We start from the raw sequence: 12,551 nt of genomic DNA, 5'->3' as shown, positions 1-12,551 counted from the left end.
AGATCAGAGCGAGGATTTCCCCGCCCAGACCGTTATTCTGCATTAAGGCTGGCAAACGTCTGCCCTTGCTCCACCAGGCGGATAAGCAACGGCGAAGGACGCCAAAACTGCGGATCTTCGGCGGCAAAGGCCGCAATATCTTCCAGTATCTGCGGCAAACCAACCTTATCCGCATAATACAGCGGCCCACCGTGATAACGCGGGAAACCATAACCGGCCAGCAGCACCACATCAACGTCCAATGGGCGCAGTGCAATTCCCTCGGCAAGCAGATTGGCACCTTCGTTAATCATCGCCGCCAAATAGCGGCGCACGATCTCTTCAGCGCTGAATGGTCGTGGGGTGATGCCTACCCGCTCCCGCTCACGGGCGACAATCTCTAGCACCGCCGGATCCTGCTGCCCACGGTTTGAACCCGGCTCATAGCGATACCAGCCACGCCCGGTTTTTTGCCCGAACCAACCCTGTTCACACAGGCGATCGGCAATCTGCACATAACGCTCTTGCGGATCCCGCTGCGCCGCCCGGCGCTTGCGCGTCGCCCAGGCAATATCACCACCGGCAACGTCCACGATCTGGAACGGCCCCATGGCAAAACCGAAGCCACGCACCGCTTCATCGATCTGATACGGAGAAGCGCCATCTTCAAGCATCGCCTCCGCCGCACGGCGGTAGACCGACATAATGCGATTGCCGATAAAACCATCGCAGATGCCGGTACGCACCGGGAGCTTACCGAGCTTGCGGGCCAGCACCACAGCGCTAGCCACCACCTCAGCCGGGGTATGCGGCGGAACCACGATCTCCAGCAGGCGCATCACCGGCGCAGGGGAGAAGAAGTGCAAGCCGATCACCGCCAGCGGCCTGCGGGTCACCGCCGCAATGGCGGTAACATCCAGATAGGAGGTATTACTGGCGAGTATCGCACCGGGCTTGCAGTGGTTATCTAGCTGACGGAAAACCTCTTGTTTGGCAGCCAAATCCTCATATACCGCTTCCACCACCAGATCGGCAGAGGCCAAGTCCTGATACTGCGTGGTTCCACGCAATTTCGCCAAGCGCGCTGCGGCAGCAGTGGCCGAAAGCCGTTGTTTGCTCACCCGCTGGCGATAGATCTCTTCCACCCGGCTCAGGCCAGTTGCCAAGCTCGGTTCGTCACGCTCCAACAAAGTCACCTGCAAGTCTGCATCCAGCATCACCACCGCAATGCCCGCCCCCATAGTGCCACCGCCGATCACTCCCACTTGGGTAAAAGAGCGTATTGCCAAACCCGCCATCTCGGGCAGTTTGGCCACCGCGCGTTCGGCCTGAAAGGCATACAGCAAGGCCTGATGCTGAGGGCTCGCCAAGCAGCGTTGAAATTGCACGGCTTCATAGTGGCAACCTGCCGCAAACGGCTGTTCGCAGGCAGTGGCAACGCAGTCAATAATCAACGCCGGGGAAAACAGACCACGGAATTGCGTGGGCAGTTTAGCGCGCGCCGCCGCAATCGCCGCCTGCGGGCCGGTCAGATCGGCAAGATGGGTAACGATCTCACCGCTACGGCGTACTGTGCAGCGATCGGCCAGCAGTTCATAGGCATAAGCCAAACCGTCCACTCGGGCATCCAGCCCCAGGCGATCCACCAGCCCCAATGCTAACGCCTGCTCGGCAGTCAACGGGCGGCCACCGAGCATCAGATCCAAAGCCGCCTCTGCCCCGAGCAGCCGCACGCTGCGCTGGCTGCCTCCGGCTCCGGGCAGTAACCCCAAATTGACTTCCGGTAGCCCCAAGCGGCTGCCCTTTACCGCCAGCCGATAATGCGCCGCCATGGCAATCTCCAACCCACCGCCCAGTGCGTTACCCGCAATAGCGGCGATCACCGGTTTAGTACAGGCTTCGATGCGATCGCAAACGTCACGCAGCAACGGCGGCTGGCGTGGCTGATTGAATTCACGGATATCCGCCCCGGCAGCAAAGTTCTTGCCTGAACCCAGCAGCAACAACGCGTGGATCTGTTCTTCGCTCTGCGCCTGATGCAGCGCCGCGAGCAGCCCGCTACGTACGCCAAGCCCTAGCGCATTAACCGGCGGATTATCAATGGTGGCAATCAGAATGTTGTCGCAGCGTTCAATATACAGACCCTGATCGGGCTGATGATTATTTGGCATTTTTTGCCTCCTCAGGCGCTCCCACCGGGGGCAGTAGCCGATAGCTGGCTGGGGTGCGGCTGAGTTTGATCGGCGAAGCGATGCCCGTATAGCTATCCCCCATCTTCACCACCATGCCACGGTGCCGGGTATGCGGGTGCTGCAATGCGGCCTCAATATTCAGCAATGGCGCACTGGGCACGCCGCTGCGCAACAACTGTTCGGCAAATTGCCCCCCTTCGCGGCTGGCAAGCAGAGAAACGAGTTCACTGCGTAGCTCTGCGCGGTTTAGCGAACGCAATTTCGGGGTAGCAAAGCGCGGATCCTCACTCAAGGATGGAGCATCTAAACATTGGCACAACAGAGCAAACTGTTTGTCGTTACCAACGCCGAGGAAGATCGGCACGCTGGCGCTGGGGAAAATATCATAGGGGTAGATATTGGCATGGGCGTTACCCGAACGTTTCGGCGGCTGCTGGTTGGCACACCAGTTGGTGGAATAAGGATGTAACAGCGATAAACCGGTATCAAACAGGCTAGCCTCGACAAATTGCCCCAGGCCGCTGCGGGTGCGTTCATACAGCGCCATCAGTACGCCAATCACCGCGTTCATTCCGGTGGCCTGATCGACCAGCGGAACGCCAACGCGCAGCGCTTCGCCATCGGGCTCACCATTGACGCTCATGATCCCGGTCATCGCCTGGATCGAGGCATCGTAACCCACCAAGCCACCTAACGGGCCATCGGCACCAAAGCCACTGACGCGGCAATGGATCAACCGGGGAAAACGTGCGGCCAAGGCCTCGTAACCGATGCCCCATTTTTCCATGGTGCCGGTCTTGAAGTTTTCAATTAACACATCGGCATCGGCCAACAGCTCATACAGCGTTTGACGGGCGCTTTCCTGCGACAAATCGAGGTACATCCCGCGTTTGTTGCGGTTCAGGCCAATATAGTAAGCGGCGACACCCTCCTGAAAAGGTGGCCCCCAGGTACGGGTTTCATCGCCCTGCGGCGGTTCGATCTTAAGCACATCGGCACCATGATCACCCAACACCTGACCACAATACGGCCCGCCCAAGACGCGGGATAAATCGATAACGCGAATACCGGCCAGTGCGCCAGCGGTAGGGATTGTCATAATCGTTACTCCTGCGTGATGCAAAATTCAGCACAGTGGTAAGCGCTCGCCAGCAGCAGTTCTTCAATCTCCTCAGGCAACGGGTTTTCTATTGCTAGAGGATCGCTGGGCAACAGTTTCTGGATCAAAACCTGCTCGGCCAAGTGCAAACGCGCCGGAGCATCGGCGTGATGGCTTTCCCACGCCATCGCCGCCGCGCTCACCAGGTTGTACAAGCCGCTGGCGGCACGACGCGTCAGGCTGCTACCCTCTGGGGCTGCGGCGGCCCGCGCCAGGGCAAAGGCTCGCTGCTGTGCGCAGAGGAAACGGACTCGCATGGCGCTGTCCAGATGTGCCTCCGTCAGGAGTTGTTCCAGATAAACTTGTAGCGCCTCCAGTGACTGTTCACGCAGAATGGCGCGCCGCACATCCAGGGCGACGATGTTACTGGTGCCCTCCCAGATCGACCCCAAATGCGCATCTCTGACCAGGCGCGGATCGCCCCACTCTTCGATATAACCGCAGCCACCGCGGATCTCCATGGCATCGGCGGTCACCTTGCGGGCATCGCGGCAGGCGCGGAATTTGATCAGCGGGGTCAGAATACGCAGCAGCGCATAGGCCTGTTTATCGCCGCTGTCCGAGCGGCGCAGCACCTCTGCCGTTTGGAATACCATGCTGCGCGCCTGCTCGCTGGGGAGCAGTATCTTCAGCAATTGTTTTCTCATCAGCGGCAGCTCGATCAGCTTTTTACCAAAGGCTTGGCGGTGACGGGCGATATAGAACGCCTCACTGACCGCCCGGCGCATCAGGCCAGCAGAGCGCACCCCGTTGGACAACCTGGAGTTATTCACCATATCCGCCATCTGTACAAAGCCGCGCCCGGCTTCACCCACCAGATAGGCAGTGGCCCCTTCAAGGCGAATTTCACCGCTGGCCATTGAGCGGGTTCCGAGTTTGTCCTTCAGGCGTAAAATGCGATAGGTATTGGTCGAACCATCGTCCAGCGTGCGCGGCAGCAGGAACAGCGATACCCCTTTCATCCCTTCCGGTGCGCCTTCAATCCGCGCCAGGACCATCGCCAGTTCGGCATCCGGGTTAGAACAGAACCATTTATCGCCATACAACCGATAGTGATTATCCATGTCTACCGCCAGCGTGGTGGTAGCGGCAATATCAGAGCCCGCGCCCTGCTCGGTCATAAACATCGCACCTTGTATCAGCGTGGCTGGCTCAAGCGAGGTGAGCCTTGGCAGGTATTTGACCACCAGCTCGGGGGAGCCATATTTTTTCAGCGTGCGGCTCAGCGAGTCGGTCATTGATACCGGGCACAGCAAGCCAAACTCGGCCTGCACAAACAGGTAGGTGAACAGATATTTGACCAGCGGCGGCAGTTGCCCCTGCCAGCCCAGCACATCTTGCCGATGGGAGATGGCCGCCAGTGCGAACTCGCTAAACGCGTAGCGTTCCAGTTCAACGAAAGCCGGGTGTTTTAAAATGCGTTGTTCATCAGTGCCGGTGCGGGTGCGCACCTGAAGTTGCGGCGGGTTTTTATCTGCCTGATCGGCCAGCTCACTGAGCCGCCCGCCAGCCAGCGCGCCAAGTTTTTGTAGATAAGGGCGCAGGTGAGTGCGCAGTTCTGCTGGCAGATAGGCCACTAACAGGGAATCCAGCGTCGCATCGGTGAGATAGAGATCGGCACCAAACTGGTCCGGTATATTATCTTGCTGATTAATCATGGTATACATACTCAGCTCCACATTGTTGTATTAATGTTTATTTTTTGTTAAGCGAAAGGGGCTGTCTAATACCGTTTCCCTATCGGCCGATAGGCTAAAAACATCGCGCCGTGGTGATTTGCCAGATTGCGCCCAGAAGCGTTTTTTCAACCCTGTTACGGTAGCGTTTCAAGGGCAGCAATAAGGAATGGGTACACCGTGGATATTCGCCGTTTACGCTATTTTTTGGTGTTGGCTGATGAGTTGCATTTTGGCCGTGCCGCCAGCCGCCTCTCCATTTCTCAACCGCCGCTGAGCGTGAGCATCCGTCAGTTGGAAGAGACCATCGGGGCAAAACTGTTTGAACGCAGCCACCAAAAGGTGCGGCTGACAGCGGCCGGAGAAGCCTTGGTGCCCGCGGCACAGGCGTTGATTGATCGCATGAACAGCACCATGCATCAGGTACGTGATGTCGATCAAGGCGTTACCGGCCACTTGCGCATCGGCTTTGTGGGGGCTCTGCTGTATCAGGGATTGCCGAGGTTATTACAACAGTTCCAGCAATCGCGGGCAGGCTTGCAGCTCAATATGCTGGAGCTGAATACTAAAGATCAGTTAACCGAGCTGGCGCACGGCAGCCTGGATGTCGGGTTTGTTCATGCGTCGCGGTTACCGGAGGGGATTTCTTCACTGCTGTTTTCCAGCGAGGAATTAGTGGCCTGCCTGCCGCAATCGCATCCGTTGGCCAGCAAACCGGCACTTAACCTGCATGAGCTGCGGGATGACAAGTTCGTTGTGTTTTCACGCCAGGTTTCACCTTATTACTATGATCGCATTCAGTCACTGTGCTTCACAGCGGGCCTCGATCCTGATATTCGCTGCGAAGCACGGCACTGGCTGAGCGTGCTCTCGCTGGTGGCGCAAGGCTTTGGCGTCGCCTTGGTGCCCGCCAGCCTACAGGGCTCTTCCATGGCAGGCGTGTGCTTTATCGCGTTAGAGGAGGTGGCGTTGCTCTCTCAGGCTTACTGTATCTGGCAAACGGACGATCAGCGCCCGGTGCTGTCGGCCTTGATTACTGCGGTGCGTGATGCCGCTGAACATCCACAACCATAACCCTTACTCATTTTCATTACGCAGAAGGTCGTTTTGCGCCATGACCTGCGTGATGATAGGGATCGGCGTCAGCAAGTGTTCGCGCATCAGTTCGCTGGCCTGGCGGCTGTCCCGCGCCAACACCAGTTTGACTAACTCCTGATGTTCCTGGTGTTTATTTTCCATCACGCTGGCGGAAAACACCGTTTTCCTCAGCCATAAAAAGCGATAACGCGCTGCCAGATCGAATAACCGATCGCGCATTTGCAACAAAGACTGCGAGCCACAACCGGCAACGATCGCACTGTGAAATGCCTGATGACGTTGATCCCACTCATCCAGCAGCGCCTCGCTGGTGGCCACCGTGCTCATCTTGGCCAGCCGATGGGTCTGCGCCAGAATATTCGCTTCCCAATCATCGTTGCCACGTTCGATCGCCAATGTGACCAGCATCGCCTCCAGATTGGCGCGGGCATCAAAGATATCCAGCAGCTCAGCCTGTGACATGGGGGCAACGCGGTACCCTTTCTGGCTAATAGCGGTCACCAGATTTTCTGCCACCAACTGGGAAAGAGCCTCGCGTAGCGGGCCGACCCCCAGGTTATAGCGACTGGTCAACAGACTCATACGCAGTTTTTCGTTGGGCTGAAAAACACCGCGAATAATGTCTCTTTTCAGATAATGATAACCATCAAATACCGCATTTTGCTGGAGAGTCATTACGATCCCATCTCTTGAAACATAAGGCCTTTAATTATAATGAAATACCGGCAGATAACCAGTTCGGTCGGGACGGAGAGGATCCTGTGGCTCAAGGCATGACGGGGAGATCCCCCTAAGTGCCGGACAGCATTTAGGGGGATTTTATAGCAGCGACGTTAAACCGCCGTCGCGACAGCGCGCAGATTTGGCCCTGACGACGGCTGATTCTCTAACAAGGCCTGCACTTTACTGACAATATGCTGACCAATAGGGATCGCCGATGTGGCCGCCGGCGATGGCGCATTACAGACATGGATCGTGCGTGCGGTGGTGACAAACAGGAAGTCATCGATCAGTTTACCCTCAGGCGATACCGCTTGGGCACGCACCCCGGCCGGATAAGGCAACAGATCTTGCTCCGTCAGGCTAGGGCAATATTTTTGTACCAGCTTGAGATAACCGCGTTTGAACAGAGAGTTTTTCATTTCCCCCACGCCCAAAGACAGGTTTTGGTACATCAATTTGCGAATGCCCGCATAGCTGGCCATTTCCAGCGTGTCGCGCCAGGAAATATCCATTTTATGGTACCCCTCCCGTTTCCAGGCCAATACCGCATTCGGCCCTACGGTGACGCTACCATCGATCATGCGGGTTAAATGGACACCCAAGAAAGGCACCGCAGGATCGGGGATCGGATAAATCAGGTGATTCACGATGTTGTTATGGCGGCTCGCCAGGCGGAAATACTCGCCACGGAACGGGCAAATCATAAAGCCGGGTTCGATCCCCAACAGTTTGACCAACCGGTCGGCCATCAGGCCAGAACAGGCCACCAGATAGCGCGCAGAAAACTCTGCCTGCGGCGTGCTGACGACCACGCCCTGCGAATGCTCGTGCAGCGCCTGGACTTCAGCCTGATAAAAGATCTCCCCGCCCGCCTGCTGGAACACACGGGCCATCGCCATCGTCACCTGCCGATAGCTGACAATGCTGCTTGAAGGAACGAAAATCCCCCCAAGCCCGACGATGTTGGGTTCCCTTTCCTGTAATTGCGCCGCATTTAGCCATTCGCGCTGCAAGCCGTTGGCCGCCGTGCGCTCCCATAAGGCACGCATGCGTTCCATTTCCAATGGCGTAGTGGCGACCAACATTTTGCCGCAGTCGTCATAGCGGATCCCATGTTGCTCGCAAAACACCTTGGTGGCTTGATTGCCTGCCAGACAAAAGCGCGCCTTCAGGCTGCCGGGGGTGTAATACACCCCGGCATGGATCACGCCGCTATTATGGCCAGTTTGATGCTGCGCCAGTTCGGGTTCTTTTTCCAGCACCGCAATGCGGGCATTCGGATAGGTTGAGATTAACTGCATGGCGGTGGACATGCCGATAATGCCACCCCCGATGATTACAAAATCATACATCTTGCGGCATCCCCTTTCAGGCGATTAACAGAGATTAAGTACGATGCTATGGCGCATTAAAATAGCCACGCTGACGCATTAATTCACGCCGCAGTTCCGGGTGTGGCGTGAATCTATCGCGCCCATGGAGCCAGAACAGATTATTAATTAATAGAATGCTGCCGACCGGCACCGGAATAAACAGCTTGTGCTGGCTGCTTTCCAACGCATCTGACAGATCGCTGAGCCAGTTACCTTCGGTGAAATCTTTCGGCTGCACAAACTGATCGATATAGCGCATCACCGGGCGGCCCTGATTATCGACGTCAAATACCGGATGGAAAACTTCTTTATGGGTATTCTTGCTCGGTGGCGCAGACCAGCACATGGTGCGGTGCGCTAGCGGATGACGAAAATAGGTATCCAACTGCTCCCAATCATCCAGGTGCAACAGAATAGAATCCCCACCTTGCATATTCTGCTCGTCGATTTTCATCATCATCACATAATCGGTTACCTCATCCACGTAGGTCCCGTCGTTATGCAGTTCCAGCACCCGATGCGGCTGACGTAAATAGCTGTCAGAGTTATCAACGTTCTTCACCACAAAGCGAGCGTAATATTGGCCACTCATCGAATCAAAGTTGGAACGGCCAATCAGATGAGCAATCGCCGTGGCCAGTTTGACCATGTCATCACTCTGTTCGACACGATCGATACCTTCAGCCTGAATAAGCAATGCGCCCTGAGAACGGGCCAACAGCGTTTTCAACAAGAACGGCTGAAGTTGGTTCGCGCATAAGTCATCTAATATTTTGGCGATACGAAACCGCAGCAGCGATTTATATTCCAGCGCCTGTATTGGCCATTGCGCCGTCTGCTGCAAGAAGCGCTGAGCGATCTCAGCGCTGAAATTGAGCGTTAACACGCGGGGGGAATCGGGGAGTGTCGATAACATTATCCCCGGTATAATTGGTCTATCTTCATTTTTCAGCGATGGTTTTTCTGTCGTCAAGGTATTCATGCGGTGAGTCTCCAGAAACAAGCAGATGTTCCTACGAATGCAGGTTTTTGTATTCATAATTAGATTATATCTACATTTTTACAAAAAGAAGACATAATGAGAGACATTGCTTATTTGTGTGATCTGATAGGCATATTCCTGCAACAGGGGCTGTAACCTAGGTTGAACCCTTGGGCTCAGCGGTTTCTCTTGCACACTGGTAACTCTTCTTATGCTTCCCTAACAAGGATGTGCAACTGGCTGAAGCAAAAGCTAAGAGCGGGCGTGGTAGAGAATGACTAGGGCAAGTATGCCGAAAAACGTGCAATTTGCTTAAGCCGCTTGCTCCGCGAATGGAGGCTTTGCTACGTATAGCTTGCTAACAAAATGCAAAAAATACTGATTAAACATAATTACTCGGGATATTATTTCAAATAAAAAGCATTTAACCAGCATTAAAAATTAACAATTAATTTAAAATCAGAATATAACGCAAGGTAATAAATCCTAAAAAAAGTAGGAATAGCCTTATGATTTTTTAAAAAAACCAAGGCATCTCATTGAATAACTAGGGAATTATATGAAAACAGTGAGCGAGTTAACAATATTGACACTAAGAAGATATCGCAGGTAAGATTTGTTATCGGTTAGCTTCATGGTCACTCAGGTATAAATGACAACACGGAAAGTTATATAACGTTTACTTTCCTCATGAACAAGCCACAAAAAATGAAATGACTTGACCTGATATTATCCACAAGGTTGTTGAGCAGGATATGGATTTGAACAATAATACCCCTACCGTAACAGTGTTATATCACCCTGTTAATCTCAATAATGGTTGAGTCGCAGACCATTTATCGCCTTGCTGGTTAACACGTCTATTAAAGAATATTCAGTTATCTGCATTGGCTATAGATATCTTCGCTAAGCGAACTCATTGTGGCTTAATAAGTTAACAATTTGACGTTGAGTTATGCCAAAGCTTTTAAACCCATGACGACCAAAGGGTAGTGATAGGCTATCAAACAGACCAATACCATGGCTAGTCAGAGCCCTATTTATCAGGGGCCGGGCTTTTTGTTGTTACAATTTTTACAGGTTGTACAAAAGAAAACAAAAGCACAACAAAACCCTCCTACATAGGCTGTGAGATAGCGATAACATAGCCCCATAGCGACAAATAAATCGCTGAGCTATAAACCTAGAGCAGCGAGTGAAAGGATGTAAAGTCCCGTTAAATTTTACTATATAGACATATGAACTCTAAAAAAAGTAGTGCTAACAGTCGATAACGTTGCATACGTTAATCACGTATATCAACCACGTAGAGCTTAACCGACTGGTGCATCAACGCCCTAATAATTTATACACTTTCGGTAGTTATGGAATTTAACGACTCAAGGCATGGCAACAATAAATAGATATTGCAAGGCAAGTTAATCAGTTAATTTACCTGTAAAAACCATTCGGTATCTGGGTATTAAAAAACCCCAGACAACCTGAGTAAATGCCCCAAAGGGCTTAAAAAAGCATCGCCATGGTTTACAGGGTTTAATAAGAGAACCTCTGCCGGGAATGCGTTAACTCTTATATTGAAATAAGGAAAAGAATAAATGTTGAATAACCTGCAGAAAACCGTTTGTGCATTAGCTTTATTGGCTACCACCTCGTTGCCTGCATTGGCAGAAAGCATTGATGTGCGTGTGATCGGTACTATCGACCCAGCAGCCTGTACCCCAGCGCTGTCTGGCGGTGGCACTATCGATTACGGCACCATCAAACCAACGGCATTGGCTAAAGATGCTTTTACTACGCTGGCTGAGAAACAGCTGGATTTTGCCATCAACTGTGACGCCCCGGCTAAAGTGGCTATTACCGCACACTCACAACGCGGTGTAAGCGCAGTTAAAACTGATGGCACCATGGATACCCTAATTACAGCCCCTACTGGGGTCACACTATTTGGTGCTACTGGTACTGGTGTTGTTGGTCTAGGTCTGGATGGTACAAAAGGTATTGGCGGTTATGCTATCCGTCTTACTCCTGGCACCATGATCGCTGATGGCGTCGCTGTTGATTCTATCGTGTCAAATGGAAGTACTACCGCATGGGTAGCCGCGGTTACGGGCTCTTTGCTAAACACCCCGACCACTTTGCGCTACGTCTCCTGGGCTAAAGCCGGCACCACTACACCAGCCGCCTTCACCACTCTGGCGGGCAAACTGGGCGTTCAGGCTTATATCAATAAAACCTCTGAGCTGGACCTGACCAAACCGGTTGTTCTGGATGGCCTGACCACGCTTGAGCTGGTTTACCTGTAATAAACATGTTAGCCGGGATCGCTCCCGGCTATAAATGTAAAAAACCTTAACTTATATAAGACAATACGAGAGTTCTATGTTGAATCATCTGCAAAAAACCGTTTGTGCACTGGCCATATTAGCTACCACCTCTCTGCCAGCATTGGCAGAAAGCATTGATGTGCGTGTTATCGGCACCATCGACCCAGCAGCCTGTACCCCAACGCTGTCTGGCGGCGGCACTATCGACTACGGCACCATTAAAACAAGTACATTAGCTACCGATGCTTTTACCCTGCTGCCAGAAAAACAGCTGGATTTCGCCATCAACTGTGATGCCCCGGCAAAAGTGGCTATTACCGCACACTCACAACGTGGTGTGAGCGCAGTAAAAGCTGACGGCACTCTGGCTGAGTTGACTACGACTACTGCTGGATTATTCGGCATTGGCGGTGGAACCGTTGCCGTTGTCGGCTTGGGGCTGGATGGGGCAAAAGGCATCGGCGGTTATGGTCTCCGTCTAGCTGCTGGCACCATGACTGCTGATGGCGTTGCGGTTGACTCTATTATGTCAAATGGAAGTACTACCGCATGGGTAGCCGCAACTACGGGTTCTGTGTTTAATACCCCAGCAGCTCTTCGCTATGCATCCTGGGCTAAAGCCGGCACCACTACCCCGGTCGCCTTCACCACACTGACGGGCAAACTGGGCGTTCAGGCTTATATCAACAAAGCCTCTGAGCTGGACCTGACCAAGCCGGTTGCGCTGGATGGCCTGACCACGCTTGAGCTGGTTTACCTGTAATAGGCAGATTAGCCGGGATCACTCCCGGCTATAAATAGGCTAATTAAAGTTATATACGAGAATTTTATGTTGAATAATCTGCCAAAAACCGTTTGTGCACTGGCCGTATTGGCTACCACCTCTCTGCCGGCATTGGCTGAGAGCGTCGACGTACGTGTTATCGGCACCATTACGCCTCCAGGCTGTCACCCAGCGCTGTCGGGTGGTGGCACAGTTGACTACGGTTCAATTAATAGCAAAAGCCTGTCGGCAGACACCTATACCGTGCTGCCTGAACAACAA

At 53.4% G+C, this 12,551-nt stretch carries 10 protein-coding genes; 4 read left to right on the top strand and 6 right to left on the bottom strand.

Annotated features, from left to right (window positions below; translation table 11 throughout):
* Positions 1-32: 32 nt before the first annotated feature.
* Genes AC2A1E_RS23320 through AC2A1E_RS23310 form a run of 3 tightly spaced genes read right to left on the bottom strand, consistent with a single transcriptional unit; the run spans position 33 to position 4,997 of the window.
* Complete coding sequence (locus tag AC2A1E_RS23320) at positions 33-2,150, bottom strand: 3-hydroxyacyl-CoA dehydrogenase NAD-binding domain-containing protein (protein ID WP_484385729.1); 2,118 nt, start codon at positions 2,148-2,150, stop codon at positions 33-35.
* Positions 2,140-3,270, bottom strand: coding sequence for a CaiB/BaiF CoA transferase family protein (locus AC2A1E_RS23315; protein WP_484385728.1), 1,131 nt, complete (start codon positions 3,268-3,270; stop codon positions 2,140-2,142). Before AC2A1E_RS23315 ends, AC2A1E_RS23320 begins: the two co-directional genes overlap by 11 nt.
* Before the next feature lie 5 nt (positions 3,271-3,275).
* Positions 3,276-4,997, bottom strand: coding sequence for an acyl-CoA dehydrogenase family protein (locus tag AC2A1E_RS23310; RefSeq protein ID WP_484385727.1), 1,722 nt, complete (start codon positions 4,995-4,997; stop codon positions 3,276-3,278).
* Between the two features lie 189 nt (positions 4,998-5,186).
* Here AC2A1E_RS23310 and AC2A1E_RS23305 point away from each other — a divergent pair, with 189 nt between their 5' ends.
* Positions 5,187-6,080, top strand: coding sequence for a LysR family transcriptional regulator (locus tag AC2A1E_RS23305; protein WP_484385726.1), 894 nt, complete (start codon positions 5,187-5,189; stop codon positions 6,078-6,080).
* A 3-nt stretch (positions 6,081-6,083) separates the two neighbouring features.
* Here AC2A1E_RS23305 and csiR read toward each other — a convergent pair whose 3' ends face one another.
* The 3 genes from csiR to glaH form a co-directional block, all read right to left on the bottom strand.
* On the bottom strand, positions 6,084-6,779 hold the full coding sequence (gene csiR / locus AC2A1E_RS23300) for a DNA-binding transcriptional regulator CsiR (protein ID WP_484385725.1): 696 nt from the start codon (positions 6,777-6,779) through the stop codon (positions 6,084-6,086).
* Between the two features lie 158 nt (positions 6,780-6,937).
* Positions 6,938-8,179, bottom strand: coding sequence for an L-2-hydroxyglutarate oxidase (lhgO, locus tag AC2A1E_RS23295; RefSeq protein ID WP_484385724.1), 1,242 nt, complete (start codon positions 8,177-8,179; stop codon positions 6,938-6,940).
* A 46-nt stretch (positions 8,180-8,225) separates the two neighbouring features.
* Positions 8,226-9,182: a glutarate dioxygenase GlaH gene (glaH, locus tag AC2A1E_RS23290; RefSeq protein ID WP_484385723.1), complete on the bottom strand. Its 957-nt coding sequence runs from the start codon at positions 9,180-9,182 to the stop codon at positions 8,226-8,228.
* A 1,595-nt stretch (positions 9,183-10,777) separates the two neighbouring features.
* Between glaH and AC2A1E_RS23285 the strand changes: the two genes are divergently transcribed.
* The 3 genes from AC2A1E_RS23285 to AC2A1E_RS23275 all read left to right on the top strand — a co-directional run.
* Positions 10,778-11,485, top strand: a complete 708-nt coding sequence (locus AC2A1E_RS23285) for a DUF1120 domain-containing protein (RefSeq protein ID WP_484385722.1) — start codon at positions 10,778-10,780, stop codon at positions 11,483-11,485.
* Positions 11,486-11,561: 76 nt separating this feature from the next.
* Positions 11,562-12,269 carry a DUF1120 domain-containing protein gene (locus tag AC2A1E_RS23280; protein ID WP_484385721.1) on the top strand — a complete coding sequence of 236 codons (708 nt, stop codon included), beginning with the start codon at positions 11,562-11,564 and terminating at the stop codon, positions 12,267-12,269.
* 66 nt (positions 12,270-12,335) lie between these two features.
* On the top strand, positions 12,336-12,551 hold a 216-nt coding region (locus tag AC2A1E_RS23275), incomplete at its 3' end, for a DUF1120 domain-containing protein (RefSeq protein ID WP_484385720.1).

Source organism: Serratia sp. HNCC26DJ206 (genome assembly GCF_057180605.1).
The sequence above is the reverse complement of the archived record's forward strand: the minus strand, read 5'-3'. Positions and strand labels throughout refer to the sequence as shown.